The 17074-nt window shown below is 67.0% G+C and carries 19 protein-coding genes and 1 pseudogene; 3 read left to right on the top strand and 17 right to left on the bottom strand.

Features of this window, described 5'->3' with window-relative positions; genetic code table 11:
* From JHD80_RS29420 to JHD80_RS23205, 9 genes and pseudogenes are all read right to left on the bottom strand, one after another.
* Window positions 1–134, bottom strand: a pseudogene (locus JHD80_RS29420) (hypothetical protein); the annotation flags it as partial.
* A 281-nt stretch (window positions 135–415) separates the two neighbouring features.
* Complete coding sequence (locus JHD80_RS23240) at window positions 416–2323, bottom strand: TIM barrel protein (protein ID WP_199092281.1); 1908 nt, start codon at window positions 2321–2323, stop codon at window positions 416–418.
* A 14-nt stretch (window positions 2324–2337) separates the two neighbouring features.
* Window positions 2338–3168 carry a shikimate dehydrogenase family protein gene (locus JHD80_RS23235; protein WP_199092279.1) on the bottom strand — a complete coding sequence of 277 codons (831 nt, stop codon included), beginning with the start codon at window positions 3166–3168 and terminating at the stop codon, window positions 2338–2340.
* Window positions 3165–4235, bottom strand: a complete 1071-nt coding sequence (locus JHD80_RS23230) for a Gfo/Idh/MocA family protein (protein ID WP_199092277.1) — start codon at window positions 4233–4235, stop codon at window positions 3165–3167. Before JHD80_RS23230 ends, JHD80_RS23235 begins: the two co-directional genes overlap by 4 nt.
* Before the next feature lie 11 nt (window positions 4236–4246).
* On the bottom strand, window positions 4247–4696 hold the full coding sequence (gene aroQ / locus JHD80_RS23225) for a type II 3-dehydroquinate dehydratase (protein WP_199092275.1): 450 nt from the start codon (window positions 4694–4696) through the stop codon (window positions 4247–4249).
* Window positions 4697–4741: 45 nt separating this feature from the next.
* A complete protein-coding gene (locus JHD80_RS23220; protein ID WP_199092284.1) occupies window positions 4742–5473 on the bottom strand; it encodes an amino acid ABC transporter ATP-binding protein in 732 nt (243 codons plus the stop codon).
* 64 nt (window positions 5474–5537) lie between these two features.
* On the bottom strand, window positions 5538–6371 hold the full coding sequence (locus tag JHD80_RS23215) for a transporter substrate-binding domain-containing protein (RefSeq protein ID WP_199092273.1): 834 nt from the start codon (window positions 6369–6371) through the stop codon (window positions 5538–5540).
* A gap of 49 nt (window positions 6372–6420) precedes the next feature.
* Window positions 6421–7062 (bottom strand): amino acid ABC transporter permease, encoded by a 642-nt coding sequence (locus JHD80_RS23210; RefSeq protein ID WP_199092271.1) that lies wholly within the window; start codon window positions 7060–7062, stop codon window positions 6421–6423.
* A 7-nt stretch (window positions 7063–7069) separates the two neighbouring features.
* The gene (locus JHD80_RS23205) at window positions 7070–7738 is read right to left on the bottom strand and encodes an amino acid ABC transporter permease (RefSeq protein WP_199092269.1); all 669 of its coding nucleotides are present in this window, start codon (window positions 7736–7738) and stop codon (window positions 7070–7072) included.
* A gap of 324 nt (window positions 7739–8062) precedes the next feature.
* On the opposite strand from JHD80_RS23205, the gene JHD80_RS23200 reads away from it, so the two are divergent.
* On the top strand, window positions 8063–8728 hold the full coding sequence (locus JHD80_RS23200) for a TetR/AcrR family transcriptional regulator (RefSeq protein ID WP_199092267.1): 666 nt from the start codon (window positions 8063–8065) through the stop codon (window positions 8726–8728).
* Window positions 8729–8763: 35 nt separating this feature from the next.
* Here JHD80_RS23200 and JHD80_RS23195 read toward each other — a convergent pair whose 3' ends face one another.
* The gene (locus tag JHD80_RS23195; RefSeq protein ID WP_199092265.1) at window positions 8764–9243 is read right to left on the bottom strand and encodes a type II 3-dehydroquinate dehydratase; all 480 of its coding nucleotides are present in this window, start codon (window positions 9241–9243) and stop codon (window positions 8764–8766) included.
* Between the two features lie 181 nt (window positions 9244–9424).
* Here JHD80_RS23195 and JHD80_RS23190 point away from each other — a divergent pair, with 181 nt between their 5' ends.
* Both JHD80_RS23190 and JHD80_RS23185 read left to right on the top strand, forming a co-directional pair.
* Window positions 9425–10117 carry a GntR family transcriptional regulator gene (locus JHD80_RS23190; protein WP_199092263.1) on the top strand — a complete coding sequence of 231 codons (693 nt, stop codon included), beginning with the start codon at window positions 9425–9427 and terminating at the stop codon, window positions 10115–10117.
* Between the two features lie 136 nt (window positions 10118–10253).
* The gene (locus JHD80_RS23185) at window positions 10254–11036 is read left to right on the top strand and encodes a helix-turn-helix transcriptional regulator (RefSeq protein WP_199092261.1); all 783 of its coding nucleotides are present in this window, start codon (window positions 10254–10256) and stop codon (window positions 11034–11036) included.
* Between the two features lie 6 nt (window positions 11037–11042).
* Here the strand turns inward: JHD80_RS23185 and maiA are convergent, their stop codons facing one another.
* The 7 genes from maiA to JHD80_RS23150 form a co-directional block, all read right to left on the bottom strand.
* Window positions 11043–11675: a maleylacetoacetate isomerase gene (gene maiA, locus JHD80_RS23180; protein ID WP_199092259.1), complete on the bottom strand. Its 633-nt coding sequence runs from the start codon at window positions 11673–11675 to the stop codon at window positions 11043–11045.
* Window positions 11676–11689: 14 nt separating this feature from the next.
* A complete protein-coding gene (locus JHD80_RS23175; RefSeq protein ID WP_199092257.1) occupies window positions 11690–12460 on the bottom strand; it encodes an SDR family NAD(P)-dependent oxidoreductase in 771 nt (256 codons plus the stop codon).
* 13 nt (window positions 12461–12473) lie between these two features.
* Window positions 12474–13304, bottom strand: coding sequence for an SDR family NAD(P)-dependent oxidoreductase (locus JHD80_RS23170; protein ID WP_199092255.1), 831 nt, complete (start codon window positions 13302–13304; stop codon window positions 12474–12476).
* Between the two features lie 23 nt (window positions 13305–13327).
* Entirely contained in the window at window positions 13328–13948 is a 621-nt protein-coding gene (locus JHD80_RS23165; RefSeq protein ID WP_199092253.1) for a glutathione S-transferase family protein, read from the bottom strand.
* A gap of 13 nt (window positions 13949–13961) precedes the next feature.
* Window positions 13962–15659, bottom strand: a complete 1698-nt coding sequence (locus tag JHD80_RS23160) for an FAD-dependent oxidoreductase (RefSeq protein WP_199092251.1) — start codon at window positions 15657–15659, stop codon at window positions 13962–13964.
* Window positions 15660–15669: 10 nt separating this feature from the next.
* Window positions 15670–16413 (bottom strand): SDR family NAD(P)-dependent oxidoreductase, encoded by a 744-nt coding sequence (locus JHD80_RS23155; RefSeq protein WP_199092249.1) that lies wholly within the window; start codon window positions 16411–16413, stop codon window positions 15670–15672.
* A 30-nt stretch (window positions 16414–16443) separates the two neighbouring features.
* On the bottom strand, window positions 16444–17074 hold a 631-nt coding region (locus JHD80_RS23150), incomplete at its 5' end, for an ABC transporter ATP-binding protein (RefSeq protein WP_199092247.1).

The following is a 17074-nucleotide window of genomic DNA, read 5'->3' as shown; positions in this document are numbered from 1 at the left end:
ACCTCGGTCAGCGTCTGCGGGATTGCAATCGGGGCCTGGCGCGGGCTGCGCGCCACTGTCGAGCGATAGTCCGGAGAGAGCGAGGCCGGCTGCCCGGCATCGAGCCCCGCATAGGGAAGGATCAGGCTGCTCATGCGACTTGTCTCTCCTTAGAGCCTCTAACAAAACCCGGAGGGGTCTCGACGCCGGCAATTCGTTCGCTCCGCCAGGAGCGGGGTGAAGCCGATACCGTTGGTATCGGCAAGCGCCGCGACGCCGCGGGCGGCCGAATTCCCGGCGCCGAAGGTGGGCTTTGGAGGGCCGCCTGCGGCGTCGGAACGACTTGCCGATATCGAAAGATATCGGCTGCGCGCTCCTCCTGGCATCCGTCTCCTCCAAAGCCCATCGAGACCCCTCCGGGTTTTGTTAGAGGCTCTTAGCCATGGCTCGGCGCGGGCACGCTGATCGGGCGCGCGAGCCTTGATTGCGCGGTCAGCCGGATACCGGCATTGGCGGCGCCGTAACCGGCATAGCCGTCGCGCTGGACGATCTCGAAGAACAGACCGCCATCCAGCGTCTGCGTATAGGCCTGACGGAACGGACCGCCGGCATCGCTGTCATAGAGGATGTTCAGCGCCTTCATCGCGTCGATCTCCCCGGCCGTCAGGTCGGAGCGGGCTTCGAGGTCGTCATAATAGTTCTCGGGGATGGGTAGCATGGCGACGCCGTTGGCAACCAGCCGCCTGACGGTCGCGGCGATGTCGTCGGTCGCGAAGGCGATATGCTGCACGCCCGAGCCAAAGAAATCGGTGATGAAGCGGGCCGAGAGCGTGCGGTGGCTCTGCGAGCCGTTGAGGATGAGCCTGAGGCCGTGGCCGTTCTTGCCGTCGAGCCCGCTCTCGATGACCTGGCTCTGGACCACGCCGCCGGGATCGAGCACGGCCTGGCTCGGCGTCTTCCGGGTCTCGAACAGCGAGGAATAAAAGAGGAGCCAGGTCAGCATCTCCTCGTACTGCATGCTCTGCGAGACATGGTCGACGCCGGTGAGCCCGGCATCGTCGGAAGCCTCGCCGGTGGCCTCGAAATCGACCTCCGCCCAGCGCCCGAGCGCCGAAGCCTGGTCAAGGAAATAGACGAGGCTGCCGCCGAGCCCGCGCACAGCCGGGATATCGAGCTCGTCCGGTCCGATCGCGCCGGCATGGGGCACGTCGAGCAGGGCCTTGGCGCGGGCGATCGCGGCCTGCGCATCCGGTACGCGCAGTGCCAGCGCGCAGACCGAGGTGCCGTGCGTGATCTGGTAGCTATGGGCGAAGCCGTCGGCCTCGCTGTTCAGCACGATGCGGATATCGCCCTGGCGCCAGAGGTCGACATCCTTGGAGCGATGCGCGCCGGCACGCGCGAAGCCGAGCGCGCGCAGCAAACGCTCGAAGCCCGGCCGCTCGGCTTCCGACACAGCGAACTCGATGAACTCGACCGCCTCGACCGGGGCCGGCGGCGGCATCGGCACCGCGCCGGGGACAGGCCTTCCGATCTGCCGCGCGGTCTCGTCGAGCAGCCAGATCAGCGAGCGATGGCCGTCGAGTGCGACGGAGCGGGCCGAGCCGGCACGGAAGCGGTCGTTGAAGATTTCCAGCGAGAGCACGCCGTCATAGCCGGTCGCGGCCAGCGCGCGCATGAAGCCGGAGAGGTTGAGATCGCCCTGGCCGGGCAGGCAGCGCCAGTGCCGGCTCCAGGAAAGCGGGTCCATCTGCAGCAGCGGTGCATCGGCCATCTGCACCATCGCGATCTTGTCGCGCGGGATCGTGCCGATCGCCGAGAGGTCGAGCCCGCGCGCCAGGATATGGAAGGAGTCGAGCACGATCCCGACTTCCGGCCGGTTGGCACGGCGCACGATCTCCCAGGCATCGCGGTAGTCGAAGACATGCCGCCCCCAGGCCAGCGCCTCGTAGCCGACGCGCAGGCCCCGCCGTCCGGCGCGCTCGCCGAGCTCGGCGAAATCGGCGGCGAGCCTGTCGATGCCCGGAAGCGCTTCGGGCGAGACGCTGGAGCAGACGAAGAGCAGATCAGTGCCCAGCTCCTGCAAGAGATCGAACTTGCGTTCCGCCCGATCGAAGACGCGCTGCCTACGCCCCTCCGGCATGCCCTCGAAATCGCGGAAGGGCTGGCAGGTCACGATCGTCAGGCCGAGATCGCCACAGATGCGCCGGACTTCCGCCGGCGAGCCGGGGAAGGCGATCAGGTCGTTCTCGAAGATCTCGACGGCCTTGAAGCCGGCGGCGGCGATGGCCTCGAGCTTTTCCTGGAGCGTGCCGGAAACGCAGACGGTGGCGATCGATGGAATCACGGGAGTGCCTCCTCTCAGGCCAACTTGGCGACGGCGCGCAGATCCTCGGCCGTGGTCGTGGGCAGGCCGAAGAATTCCAGATAGGCGGGGATCTGCTCGAACAGCATGTCGGTGCCGACCTGCACCTGGCAGCCGCGGGCGCGGGCAGCCGCGAGGAACGGCGTGATCTCCTGCGCCATCACGACTTCGCCGACGAAGGTAGAGGCGGACAGGCGGGACATGTCGACCGGGAGCGGATCGCTGGGCTTCATGCCGAGCGGTGTCGCGTTGACGACGATATCGAAGCCGTCGGGATCGTTCGAGCCGGTTGTGACGCGAAGGGCGGGATAGTGCGCGAGGAGCCGCTGCCCCAGTTCCCCGGCGTTGGCTGCCTGCATATCGAACAGGCCGAGCGCCGCGACGCCGGCCTTCGCCAGCGAGGCGGCAATGGCCGATCCGACGCCTCCGGCGCCCACGACCAGCGCGCGCGCGCCATCGAGCTTGCGCCCCTTGCGCAGGACGCCGCGCACGAAGCCTTCGCCGTCGAACATGTCGCCGGTGAGCCGGCCATCCGCTTCGAGCCGCACCGCGTTGCAGGCGCCGGCGATCGCGGCCGTCGGCGACAGCACGTCGACGAGCCCGGTCGTGGTGACCTTGTGCGGCATCGTCACCAGCGCGCCATGGGCATTGGACAGGCGGAAGAACAGCTTGAGGAAAGCGGGATAATCCTCGCCGCGGCAGCCCATCGGCACGACGACGGCGTCGATTCCCTCGCGCTGGAAATAGGGATTGTAGATCATCGGCGCCTTGAAGCTCTCGGTCGGGTAGCCGAGATGGCCAATCAGCCGCGTCGTACCCGTAATCATGCCGAGGCCCTCGCAGGGGTGGGGGTAGGCTCCAAGGCAATCTCTACCGGAGCGCCGGTGCGCGCCGCCTGCTTCACCGCCGCGATGACGGCGAGCGTCGCCAGACCTTCGCGGCCGGAGACGAGCGGTGCTTCCTCGCCCCGGATGACCGCGCAGAAATGCCGGGCCTGGGCCTGCAACGGATCCTCGGGCACGAAGGGGATGCGCTCGCGCCGGAGCGGCTCCCACCAGCCGCGCTTGTCGGCATGGCTCCAGAGTTCGAGCGCCGGGATCGTCAGTGAACCATGCGTGCCCCCGATCTGGTAGCAGGACTGGTCCTGCTGCGGATAGGCGGGGTTCTCGCCGGTCGTCAGCTCCCAGCTCCAGGGCGAGACGACCGTGTCGGAGGCGCTGACCGTACCGAGCACGCCGTTGGCGAAGCGCAGGATGGCGACCGCGGTCTCCTCGGCCGGATTGCCGCGCACGGCGTTGGAACTCAGCGCCTGCACGCCGACGATCTCGCCGCAGAGATAGCGGAACAGGTCGATATCGTGGATCAGGTTGATCAGGACCGGCCCGGCCCCTTCCTGCCGGCGCCAATCGACATCGAAGTAATCGTCCGGCTTCACCAGCCAGAACTGGCCGTTGAGCGTCAGGACGCGGCCGAGCCGGCCGGCGTCGATCGCCTCGCGCGCCTTTCGGATCATCGGGTTGTGGCGGCGGTGATGGCCGACGAGCAGCGGCACATTGGCGGCTTCGGCGGCCTGGACGAGCTTGCGGGCACTATCGACGCTGTCGGCCAAGGGCTTCTCGACCAGCATCGGCACGCCGGCCGCAACTAGTTGCAATCCGTTGGCGACATGAAGCTGGTTCGGCGTCGCGACGATGACGCCGTCCGGCTTCTCGCTAGCGGGGAGGGCGTCGAAGGCGGGATACCAGCTCACGCCGATCTCCTCCGCGAAGGCCTTGCCGGCCGGAGCGGGATCGATGATCGCCGAGAGGGTGGCGCCGGGCTCGGCCTGGACATGGGCGGCGTGGCGCTTGCCGATCAGGCCTGCCCCCATCACCGCGATCTTCACCGGAGCCATTGGAGCGATCCTCACGCGGCCTTCTCGTCGATGAGCTTGGCGATGCGCCTCAAGCCCAGTTGGTAGCCTTGCGTGCCGAAGCCGGCGATGACGCCGTCGGACCGCAGCGAGACATAGGAGTGATGGCGGAAGGCTTCGCGCTTGTGCACCTGCGAGATATGGCACTCGATCACCGGCCCCTCGAAGGTGTTGAGCGCGTCCAGCAGCGCGACCGAGGTATGCGTGAAGGCGGCCGGATTGATCACGATGCCGGCTCCGTCCTCGCGCGCCTCGTGAATCCAGTCGATCAATTCGTATTCGCGATTGGACTGGTGGAAGCGCAGTTCCAGCTTCAGCTCTTCGGCGAGTTGGCGGCAGTCGCGCTCGACATCGGCGAGGGTCTCGTGCCCGTAGATATGGGGCTGACGCTTGCCGAGCAGGTTCAGGTTCGGGCCGTTGAGGACATAGACGAGACGGGACATCGATCGCATTTCCGTTGAGATGACCGGGCTGGCCGGACGGGTGTTTCAGTGCTTCTGCAGGATTTCGCCGAGGAATTTCCGGGTCCGCTCATGGCGCGGGTTGTGGAAGAACTCCTCCGGCGGCGCTTCCTCGACGATGGCGCCCGAGGCCATGAAGATGACCCGGTTCGCAACCTGCCGGGCGAAGCCCATCTCGTGGGTGACGCAGATCATGGTCATGCCCTCCTCGGCCAGCGCGATCATGGTGTCGAGGACTTCCTTGACCATTTCGGGGTCGAGCGCCGAGGTCGGCTCGTCGAACAGCATCACCTTCGGCTTCATGCACAAAGCCCGCGCGATGGCGACGCGCTGTTGCTGGCCGCCGGAGAGCTGCGCCGGGTACTTCTCCGCCTGTTCGAGGATCTTCACGCGGCCGAGGAGCTTGCGGGCGGTGGCCTCGGCCTCCGCCTTGCTGACGCCAAGCGAACGCATCGGCGCCAGCATGCAGTTCTGCAGCACGGTCATATGCGGGAACAGGTTGAAATGCTGGAAGACCATGCCGACCTCGCGGCGTACCGCGTCGATGGTCCCCGCATCGTCGCCCACCTTAGTGCCGCCGACACGGATCTCGCCCTTCTGGTAAGTCTCCAGATGGTTGATGCAGCGGATCAGCGTCGATTTGCCAGAGCCAGACGGCCCGCAAAGCACGATGCGCTCGCCTTTGCGGACCGCGAGATTGATATCGGTCAGGGCCTTGAACTCGCCATACCATTTCTCGACATGCGTCATGGCGATCATGGCGTCCGCCCCGGAGGGCTGTGCTGCTGGCGCGTTCATGGCCCTGGCTCCGATGTTCTAGCGCTTAGCTCGCGGTGAAGGTGATGCCTTCAAGGCTGTCCGGGAACTTGTGCACAGGCACCTTCATCCACTTGTCGTAGACCTTCTGCAGCTCGCCATTGGCCTTGATCTTGTCGATGAAGGTGTTGAGCGCGGCGTTGATCTCCTTCTCGCCGAGGCGGGTGCAGGCGCCGTTGTAGAGGTTCTGGAATTCGAGCTTGTTCTCGAACTCGCCGGGGCGAGCCTGCTCGATGCGCTGCATGTAGAAGATGTTGCCGCCGAGCGCCTGGACCTGGCCGGAGACCAGGGCCTGGATCGAGGGCGCGTCGCCATCATAGCGGCGGATCGTGGTGTTGGCCGGGGCGTTCTTGGTCACCTGCGTGTCCTGCGCTGCGCCCTTGGCGACGCCGATCGTGTAGCGGCCCATATCCTCGTTGGTGGTGATCTTGTCCTTCTTCGGGCCGATCAGCACGATGGTGTTGGCGACATAGGGCTTGGAGAACTGCACGGCCTTGGCGCGCTCGGGCAGCATCGCCATCGTCGCGAATAGCACGTCGACGCGGCCGGTGGTCAGGGCCGGGATGCGGTTATTGACCTCGAGCGGCACGAACTCGACCTGAACGCCGAGCTCCTTCGCGAAGAGCGTCGCGATATCGGCGTCGAGGCCATCCTGCTTGCCGGCGCTGGTGACGAAACCCCACGGCGGGTTGTCGCCCTGGATGCCGACGACGATCTTGCCCTTGGCCTTGATCTCGGCCGGGGTGATGGCCTGCGCCGGGCTGCCGAGCAGGGCGGGCATCGCCAGGGCGGCAGTGCCGGCGATGAGCAGGGTGCGGCGAGTGGTCTTGGACTTCATCATGTTTCTCTCCCTCTTCGTGTTTGGTTGGTTCAGGCGGTGAACGGGGTGGTCAGCGCGCGGCGATGGCCATGCGCCGCTCCAGATGCGAGCCGTAGAGCGAGAGCGGCCAGCACAGCAGGAAGTAGAGGATGCCGACGATCCCGAAGACGAGGAGCGGCTGGAAGATCTGGTTGGAGACGATGTTCCCGGCGCGCGTCAGCTCGGTGAAGCCGACGATGGCGGCAAGCGAGGTTCCCTTGATGAGTTGGACCAGAAAGCCCACCGTCGCCGGCAGCGAGATGCGGATCGCCTGCGGCAGGACGACGTCGCGCATCCGCGACACGTAATTCAGGCTCAGCGCCTTGGCGGCCTCCGTCTGGCCCTTCGGCACGGCCTCGATCGAACCGCGCCAGATCTCGCCGAGATAGGCGCTGGCATGCAGCGTAAAGCCGATCGCGACCGCGACCCAGGCATCGAGCTTCAGCCCGACCAGGGCGAGGCCGTAATAGACCACGAAGAGCTGCATCAGGAGCGGCGTGCCCTGGAACAGCGCGATATAGCCCGAGGTGATCCGCTCCATCAGCGGCCGGCCGGAAACGCGCATCAGCGCGATGGCGAGCCCGAACACGCCGCCGCCGGCGAAGCCGACGAGCGAGAGCAGCACGGTCCACTTGAGACCGGTGAGCAGGAAGAGGAATTCGTTCGTTCCCATCGCGCCCTCACTTCACCGGATAGCTGAAGTAGCGGGCCGAGATCGCGTCGAAGAAGCGCATCATCACCCAGGAGATCACGAGGTAGAACAGCGTGATCGTGCCGTAGACCTCGAAGGAGCGGAAGCTGTCGGACTCGATCCGCTGCGCCACCGAGGTCAGTTCGTAGGCCGAGATCGCCGAGGCGATCGAGGTCGTCAGCGTCAGCAGCACGAACTGGCTGGTCAGCGAGGGAAAGATCGCGCGCAAGGCCGGCTTCAGCACGATCAGCCGGAAGACCTGCGCCTTGTGCAGCCCGAGCGCGAGGCCCGCCTCGATCTGGCCCTTGCCGATCGACTGCACGCCGCCGCGGATGATCTCGATCGCATAGGCGCCGCCATTGATGCCGAGCGCGATGATCGCGGTCGGCGTCGGGTCGAGCTTCACGCCGATCAGCGGCAGCGCGAAATAGATGAAGAAGATCTGGACCAGGAAGGGCGTGTTGCGGATGATCTCGACGAAGGCCTTCACCAGCCAGCGCACCGGGGCGATCTTCGAGTCGCGCAGGACGACGCCGCCGACGCCGATGACGATGGCCAGCGCCATGCCGCACAAGGCGAGCAGGAAGGTGCCGAGGCAGCCCATCAGAAGATCGGGCAGCCCGTCGATCACCGGCGTGAAATCGAGCTTGTAGTTCATGGCGCTCCCGAGATCATCGCGCGCCCAAGGGGGGCGACAATGATGATCTATCTCCCTGGTGCCGCATCGGATTCACCTGAAAAGTGGAGGTCACTTTCCGGTCCGACGCAGTCGTGGCCGACCTTCTCAAAAGGGTCGATCCGGTTCCCGTCCGCAGTCGCGACACCTCTCACCGGGTGTCTTGGCCCTCAGGCTCGCCAGCTTGCACTATGCCGGCGACATGTTAAATGTACCAGGCAGTTCATTTAGTCAAGCGCAATGTACTACCTTGTCCAATTTGATATGTTCGACCCGGCCTTTGCGCCGGATTTTCTTGGGTGAGGCATGAGCAAGGCAGCGTCGGCGCCACCGAAAACCGGCCGCAGACCGGCGTCCTGGACGCAGGACCCCGAAGGCGTCCGCCGCAACATCCTGACTGTCGCCAAGGAAGAATTCGTCGAGAACGGCCTGAGCGGCGCGCGCGTCGACGAGATCGCAGCGCGCACCGCGACCAGCAAGCGGATGATCTACTATTATTTCGGGGACAAGGAGGGGCTCTACCGCGCCGTCCTCGAGGAAATGTACGAGCGCATCCGCGGCTTTGAGCGCAGCCTCGATCTCGCCAGCCTGCCGCCTGTGGAGGCGATGACGCTGCTGGCGGGCTTCACCTTCGACTACCATGCCGAGAACCCGGATTTCGTGCGGCTCGTGATGGTCGAGAACATCCACCATGCCCGCCACCTCGCGACCTCTGACCGGATCGCGACGCTCAATCTCTCGGCCATCGACATGATCCGCGAGGCCTATGATCGCGGCGTGGCGGCGGGGCTGTTCCGGCCGGGAATCGAGGCGCTCGACATCCATCTGACGATCAGCGCGCTCGCCTTCTACAACGTCTCCAACCGCGCCAGCATCCGCCAGGTCTTCGGCCACGACATGGGCGCGCCCGAGGCCCTGGTGCGCCGCCGCGCCGCCGCGATCGATACCGTGCTGCGCATGCTGCGCGCCTGACGCCTTGCGGGGGCGGGCAGGCGAGGGCACCGCCCTCAGCTCCGCGCCGCGACGAGGCCGGCCATCGCCTGGATGGCGAGCTCGTAGCCGGCGGCGCCCAGCCCGATGATGATGCCGGTCGCGGTCCGCGAGACCAGCGAGTTGTGATAGATGCTTTCGCGGGCATGCACGTTCGAGATGTGCAGTTCGATCTTCGGACCGTCGAACATCTTGAGCGAATCGAGCAGCGCGACCGAGGTGAAGCTGTAGCCGGCCGGGTTGATGATGATCCCGCAGGCTTCCCGGCGCGCCTGCTGCACGCTCTCGACCAGCTCACCCTCGAAATTGGTCTGGCGGAAATCGACGGAGAACCCCAGCGAGCGCGCCTTCGCCTCGCAACGCTCACCGATTTCTGCGAGCGTGGTCGAACCGTAGATATGCGGCTCGCGCTGCCCGAGCAGGTTCAGATTGGGGCCGTTCAGAACGTAGATGCAGCGCGTGGCAGCCGCGCCTTTCAGCGCTTCCGTATCCGACATGACGACCTCCCGAGGGCGAGACATTCAGGGCCTCGCTCGCATTTCCTGAGCCTCAGGTTATACAAGATGAAACGAAGATCAACTGATAGTTCGTGGATCATCAGTTGATTGCCGCGATCGCGGGCGATAGCTTGCCGTCGGGCAAAGCCTGACAGCAGTGCGACGGGTGGAGCGGAGCATCATGACGGACGCGGCATTCGATCTCGGCGGCGAAGACGTTCCGGTTCTCTCGACCGGCGAGCAGGCCTATGAGCGGGTCAAGCATGACATCCTGTTCGGGGTCCTCCAACCCGGGCAGCGCCTGCCGCTCGATCGTTTGAAGTCGGTCTACGGTGTCGGCATCAGCACGCTCAGGGAGATTCTGAACCGGCTGGCACCCGAGGGGCTGGTCGTGGCCGAAGGGCAGCGCGGATTCCAGGTCGCGCCCTGTTCCGCGACGGACCTCAAGGAACTCGCCGACCTGCGCCTGCTGATCGAGAGCAACGCGCTGGCGCAGTCTTTCCAGGCCGGCGACGTCGAGTGGGAGGGGCGCGTCGTCGCCGCCCATCACAAGCTCGCCCGGATGGAGCAGCGCCTGCTCGCCGGCGACGAGGCCGGCACGCAAGCCTGGAAGCGCTACGATTTCGAGTTCCATCAGGCGCTGGTCTCGGCCTGCGGCTCGAAAGCGCTGCTCGATCTCCATGCCGGCATCTACGACCGCTATCTGCGCTACCAGATGGTGTTCTTCATGTTCTGGGGGCCGACCTCGACCGAGGACCACAAGGCCTTGCTCGATTGCGCGCTCAACCGCGACGCGCCCACGGCGCAAAGGCTGCTGCACGCCCATATCCATGGCTGCATCGACACGGCGCTGGAGCGCGGGCTGGTGGGCTGATTGCGCCGTTCGGACGCATGCCAGCCTCATCCGAAAGTTTGCATGCGAAGTTGGATACTGTTATCGCTGGAATCCTGAAACGGCCTCCGCCGCCGGCTGCAAGCCGGACCGAAAGAGGGGCCGGCGGGAGGTTAGAATGCAGCTTGTGGCCATCCAGCAGGCCTTGGCGGCGCGCAGTATCCTGGCGACCATGCCGCGCGTGATCGAAAGCGTCGGCCGCTCCGATTTTTCCAGCGGCTTGTTCGATATCGCCCGCCGCTTCACCGGCACCGAGATCGTGACCGCCTTCGTCGCGGCTCCCGATGGCGAGGTCCACACGCTGTTGGCCGAGAACCACTATAATTCCGGGCAGCCGGCGCTCGACATCGCCCGCCGCTACGTGGCGCGGCACTGGCGCGCCGATCCGGCCAATGCGATCGCGCTCGACGACGGTGAAGAGGCCGATTGCTGGGGCGTGCGGATGAAGGCCGGCGACATCGAAAGCTCGGCCTATCGCAGCGAATGCTATCTCTCGGTCGGGTTGTCAGAGCGCTTCTCGTTGATGCAGCGCCGCGAGGCCGGCACGCTGCGGCTCAGCATCTACCGCCGCCGCAAGGAGAGCTTCAGCGAGGCGGAGATCGACAATCTGGTCGAGAGCGCGCCGCTCCTGATGGCGGCGCTCTGGCGGCATTACGAGGTGACGAAACCGATGGGTGGCCGCGGTGCCGCGCAGGATTTCCACGCCCGTTTGGAAAAGGCTGCGCCCGGCCTGTCGAAGCGTGAGCGGGATGTCTGCGCGCTCGTCGCCGCCGGCCTGACGTCGGAGGGCATCGCGCTCGAACTCGGCGTCGGCATCAACACCGTGCTGACCTATCGCAAGCGCGCCTATGCGAGGCTCGGCATCTCCTCGCAGAACGAGCTGATGCGCATCCTGATGTGAACCGGCTCAGGCAGCGTCGGGCTGCCGGTCGGGCCTTGCCGCGATGAAAGCGGGCAGGGCGGCGCAATGCGCGTCGATCGCGACGAGCTTCGGATAGGGCGCGAGGTCGATCCCATAGCGCCGCGCGCTGCCGATCTGCGGCACGACGCAGATATCGGCCAGTGTCGGCGCCGTGCCGAAGCAGAACGGGCCGGGCTGATCCTGGATCAGCTTTTCGCAAGCGCTCAAGCCCTCGCTCATCGCGGTCGCGAGCCAGTCCTGCACATCCCCCTCCGAAAAGCCCTTGCTGCGTAGGCGCTTCTGGATCCGCGGATTCTGGAAGGGGTGGGTCTCGCAGGCGATGACCAGCGCGAAGGCCTCGACGCGGGCGCGCAAGGTGCTATCCGCCGGGAAGAGCGGCGGCTGCGGCACCTCGCGGTCGAGCCAGCCGATGATCGCGAGCGACTGCGTCAGCACCGTGCCATCGTCGAGCTCCAGCGCCGGGATCAGCTTCTGCGGATTGATCGCCGCATAGGCCGGCTCGTTCTGGGCGCCGTCGCGGAGGTTGTGGATCACGCTCTGCGGCGTCACGCCCTTGAGGTTGAAAGCGATCCGCGTGCGCCAGGCGGCGGAGGAGCGGAAATAGCCGTGCAGGATCATGTCGTTCTCCCCGGTCAGGCCATCCGATAGCCGCCATTGACGTCGATCGTCGCGCCGGTGACGTAGGAGGCGTGCTCCGACAGCAGGAAGGACACCGCCCCGGCGATATCCTCCGGTGTGCCGAGCCTACCGAGCGGCACCGCCTGCGCAAGCGCATCCATCGAGCCTGGCGCGGCCGAGCGCGGCGTCGCTGCAGTGAGCATGGGCGCGTCGATCACGCCCGGGGCCACGCAGTTCACGGTGATGCCGAGCGACGACAACTCGCGCGCCATCGCCTTGGTAAAGCCGAGGATCGCCGATTTCGACGAGATGTAGCTGGCCGAGCCGCGATAGCCGCCGAGCTCCGCCGCGACCGAGCTGGTCGTGGTGACGCGCCCGCCTTCGACCGGCAGCGCCCGGCGGCGACGGGCATAGGCGCGGATGCTCAGGAAGACGCCGCGCGTGTTCACGGCATGGGTCTTCTCCCAATCGTCGAGCGTCATGTCGAAGATGGTCGGTCGCTCGCCATCGGCCGCCATCAAGAGCACGCCGGCATTGCAGACCAATCCGGTCACGGGGCCATGCGCCGCCTCGACCGCATCGAACAGCGCCTCGACCGAGGCCTCGTCGGAGACGTCGACCGCCCAGCCGCTATGGCCGGAACCGGGGAGGGCATCTGCGACCGCTGCCGCCGGCTCCTTCGTCAGGTCGCAGACCGCGACGCGCCAGCCATCGGCCGCGAGCTTATGGGCGATGGCCGCGCCGATGCCGCGGCCGGCGCCGGTGACGAGGGCGAGCTTGCTCATGACGGTCTCCGGTTCATTCGCTGTAGACGCCCTGCGCGAGTAGGGCCTTGGAGGAGAAGTCGCGGCCATGGCCGCGCGTGAAGAAGCCGGCCGAGACGCCGCCGTCGGCCATGATCAGCGCGCCGTTGACGTAGCTCGCGAGGTCCGAGAGCAGGAACAGGCAGACCGAGGCCACTTCGGATGGCTGCGCGAGACGCCCAAGCGGCGTGCGATCCTCCATCACCCCCGCGACGAAGCTTTCGGGGATGCCGCGGCGGATCATCGGGGTATCGGTCGCGCTCGGGCCGATGCAGTTCACGCGGACGCCATGCGAACCCCATTCAACCGCGAGGTCGCGCGTCAGGCCGACGACGCCGGCCTTCGAGGCACAGTAATGCGCCCGGCCGGACTGGCCGCCGAGCGAAGAGACCGAGCCGATCGTGACGATGGCGCCGCGCCCGCGCGCGACCATGCGCCGGCCCGCCGCCTGGCAGGAATAGAAGGTGCCGGAGAGATTGACGCCGATCACCGCTTCCCAGCTCTCGGCGGCGAGTTCGGTCGCCGGGGCAGGGCGGGAAATGCCGGCCGCGGTGATCAGCCCGTCGAGCGGGCCGAGATCGCGCTCGATCGCTTCGACCGCGGTTTCTGTGGCGGTGGGGCTGCGGACGTCGAAGCTCGCCACGACGGCACGGGCGCCGAGCGCCGCGATCTCGCAGACGGTCTCAGTGGCACCCTGCTCGTTCGCGTCGGCGATGGCGACGGCTGCGCCTTCCCGTGCCAGCGCGAGCGCGCATTCCCGCCCGATGCCGGAGGCGCCGCCGGTGATCAGGACGGTCCGACCGGCAAGCCCGAGATTCGCGCCCATCGCCACCTCCTGCCGTTCCGGCCTCAGCCCAGCTTCTGGCCGCCGAAGGCGGGACGCCCGGCGATCTCAGCGAACCAGGCAGCCGCCCGCGGCCGGCCTTCGCGCCAGTTCAGGTCGGCGAAGCGCAGGTCGAGATAGGACAGCGCGCAATAGAAGGTGATCGTGCCGATATCGACGCGCTCGCCGAAGCCGGCCGCCTTGCCCTCGATCATGTCGAGCGTGGCATGGACCTTGGCGAGCTGCCCGTCGATCCAGCGCTGCCAGCGCTGTTCCTCGCTGCGCAGGAGGCCCTCGTAGCGGGCGGCGAGCGCCGCATCGAGCAGGCCGTCGCCATAGCTCTGCTCGGTCAGGGCGTTCCAGCGTGCCTTGGGCTCGGCCGGGAACAGCGAGCCGCCGCCGAGCCCGTCGAGATATTCGCAGATGACGCGGCTATCGGCGATCGTCGAGCCGTCATTGAGCAGCAGGGTCGGGACCTGGCCGAGCGGGTTGGTCCTGATGATGTTCTGCTCGCGCGCCAATGGCCCGCCGGCTTTGTACTCCTGCGAGACGTCGAGCATCTCGATCCGGTCGAGCAAGCCGAGTTCGGCGGCGGCGATGCGGACCTTGAGGACGAAGGGCGAGGTGGCGGACTGGTAGAGCTTCATGGGAATGCCTTTCTCAGCGCGGCAGGCGGTCGGGCTCGGAAGCGAGAGCCCGCCCGGCGATGAAGCCGAAGGTGAGCGCCGGGCCGAGCGTGATGCCGGCGCCCGGATAGGCGCCAGCCATGATCGAGTTCATGTCGTTGCCGCATGCATAGAGCCCGGCGACGGGCTGCTCGTTGCGGCCGAGAACGCGCGCCTGTGGATCGCAGGTCAGACCGGTCGCGGTGCCGATATCGCCGGGCCAGACCTTCACGGCGTAGAAGGGGGCGGTCTCGATCGGGCCTAGGCAGGCATTGGGCTTGTTGCTGGGGTCCCCAAGATAGCGGTTGTACTCGCTCGAGCCCTTGCCGAAGGCGGCATCCTCGCCGGAGCGCGCGGCGGCGTTCATGCCGGCCACCGCCCCCGCCAGCGCTGCGGCTGGGACGCCGATGCGCCCGGCGAGCGCGGCGACGCTCTCGCCTTCGAACAGATAGCCGGCCTCGACGAAGGCCTTCGGCGTCTTCAGGCCGGGATGGACGAGGCCGAGCCCGTATTTCCGCAGGAAGGCGCTGTCGCAGATGAGAAAGGCCGGTACCGCACCACTGGCATGCATCGCCTCGACGAAGCCGTGGTACGAGGTCGCCTCGTTGACGAAGCGGCGGCCCTGGCCATCGACTGCGATCAGGCCGGGCTTGGCGCGATCGAGGATCAGATGCGGGAACTGCACCTCGCTGCCATCCGGCTTTTTCAGCACGGAGACCGGCGTCCAGAAGGCGGCGCCGATATTGTCGTCGCGCAGGGCACCGCCGGCCGCGAGGCCGAGAGCGATGCCGTCGCCGGTATCGGTCTTCGGCGCCATCGAGCGATGCACCTCCGCATGCGGCATGTGCTCGCCCCGCATTGCGGCATTGGCGGGAAAGCCGCCGCTCGCCAGCACGACGCCGCGCCGCGCGCCGATCCGCCGCTCGCCCTGCGGGCCTTTGACGGTGAGGCCGATGACAGCGCCATCCCTAGGGATCAGCGCGCCAGCCGGCGTCTGCGTGCGGATGTCGACGCCTGCCTGCCGCGCCGATTTCAGCAGGCGCCCCGCGAGCGCATTACCCATCAGGAGACGCGCTCCGCGCGGGTGGCGCAGGCGGTCGAGGCCGTACTGAATCAGCAGCTTCGCGCTGTGCTTGAAGTTGGCTAGGTTGCGGAAACGGCCGACCAGCGCGTCGATATCCTTGCGATTGACCATCATGCCGCCGAGCACGGTGAATTCCTTCAGCGGCGGGCGCAGCAGGGCGAAATCGGCGCCGAGGTCATTGCCGTCATAGGGAGCGGGGTCGATCGTGCGGCCGCCCTTGGAGGCGCCGGGCTGCTCCGGCTGATAATCCGGCGAATAGGCCCGGGCCTCGAACTTCAGCGCCGTCTCGCGCTCGAAGAACCGGACCATCTCCGGTCCGTTATCGAGGAAGGCGCGCATCAGGTCCGGCCGCAGGCGGTTGCCGAGCACGGCTTCGAGATAGGTCATCGCCGCTTCGCGGGTATCGGCATGGCCGGCCTTGGCGGCATGCGGGTTTTCCGGCACCCACATGGCGCCGCCCGAGACGGCCGTGCTGCCGCCGATATACTCGCTCTTCTCGATCAGCAGCACGTCGAGCCCGGCCTTGGCGGCCGTGATCGCTGCCGCCATGCCGCCGGCGCCCGAGCCGACCACGACGACGTCGCGGATTTCGTCGAAGCTCTCGCTCATCGCCATGCCCTCAGCCGCCCATGCCGCCGCCGAGCGACTTGCCGCCGTCGACGAGCAGGACCTGGCCGTAGATGAAATTTGTGCGCGGCGAGGCGAGGAAGGCGACGGCGTTGGCGATGTCCTCGGGCGCCGCGAGCGCGCCTGTCGGCTGCTGGGCGAGTAGGGCAGCGCGGGCTTCCTCGGACTGCTTCGCCACCATCTCGGTCGCGACCCCACCCGGCGCGACCGCATTGACGGCGATGCCGCGCGGCAAAAGCTCCATCGCCATCGCCCGCGTCAGGCCGACGACGGCTGCTTTCGAGGCAACGTAATGGGCGTGGTTGCGGGCGCCCAAGAAGGTGCGGGAGGCGATGTTGACGATGCGCCCGCCCTTGTCCATCCGCCGCGCCACCGCCTGCGAGAGCAGGAAAAGCGCGGTGACGTTCACATCCATCATCCGGCCGAAATCGCTCGCCGCGAGATCGAAGAACGGCTTGTTCTCGAAGATGCCGGCATTGTTGACCAGCGCCTGCGCCACCGGCAGCCGCACCGCCAGGGCGGAAAGGCCGGCGTGGTCGGCGAGATCGACGGGCTCGAAGAAGACGCTATGCCCTTGCGCCGTCAGCTCCTGCACCAGCGTGGTCGCGATCTCCGCCTCGCGGTCGAGGATGCCGACAGAAAACCCGTCGGCGCAGAGCCGTTCGACGATGGCCCGGCCGATCCCGCGGGCGCCGCCCGTGACGAGGGCGATGGGTTTATTCTGCGGCGTAGTCATGAGCCGTTTCCCATATCGTATCGTCCCGGCTCAACCGCCGAGATAGGTGCGGCGGACGCTGTCGTCCTGCCGCAGTTTTGCGGATGCGCCCTCGAGGGCCATCTCGCCGTTCTCGAGGATGTAGGCATAGGTCGAGCAGCCCAGCGCGATCGCAGCGTTCTGCTCGACGAGCAGGATGGTGAGCCCGTCCTTGTTCAGCCGCTCGATGATCGCGAAGATCTGCTGCACGAGCACCGGCGAGAGGCCGAGAGAGGGCTCGTCGAGCAGGAGCAGGCGCGGCCCCGCCATCAGCGCCCGGCCGATCAGCAGCATCTGCTGCTCGCCGCCGGAGAGCGTGCCGGCCTTCTGCTGCAGGCGCTCCTGCAGCTTCGGGAAATATTCGAACACGCGGTCGAGATCGCGCCTGATGCCGGTAGTGTCGCTGCGGCGATAGGCGCCCATGTCGAGGTTCTCGCGCACGCTCATGTCGCGGAAGACCTCGCGGCCCTCCGGCACCTGCAGCACGCCGGCCGAGACGACCTTGTGCGAGGCCCAGGACTGGATCTCCTCGCCGGCGAAGCGGATGCGCCCCTTCGTCACCGGCACGAGCCGCGAGACGGTGTTGAGCGTCGTGCTCTTGCCGGCGCCGTTCGAGCCGAGCAGGGCGACGATCGCGCCCTCC

The sequence above is a fragment of the Allobosea sp. ASV33 genome (genome assembly GCF_016428755.1).
Lineage (GTDB): Bacteria > Pseudomonadota > Alphaproteobacteria > Rhizobiales > Beijerinckiaceae > Allobosea.
This window is presented reverse-complemented; position numbering and strand designations above follow the sequence as displayed.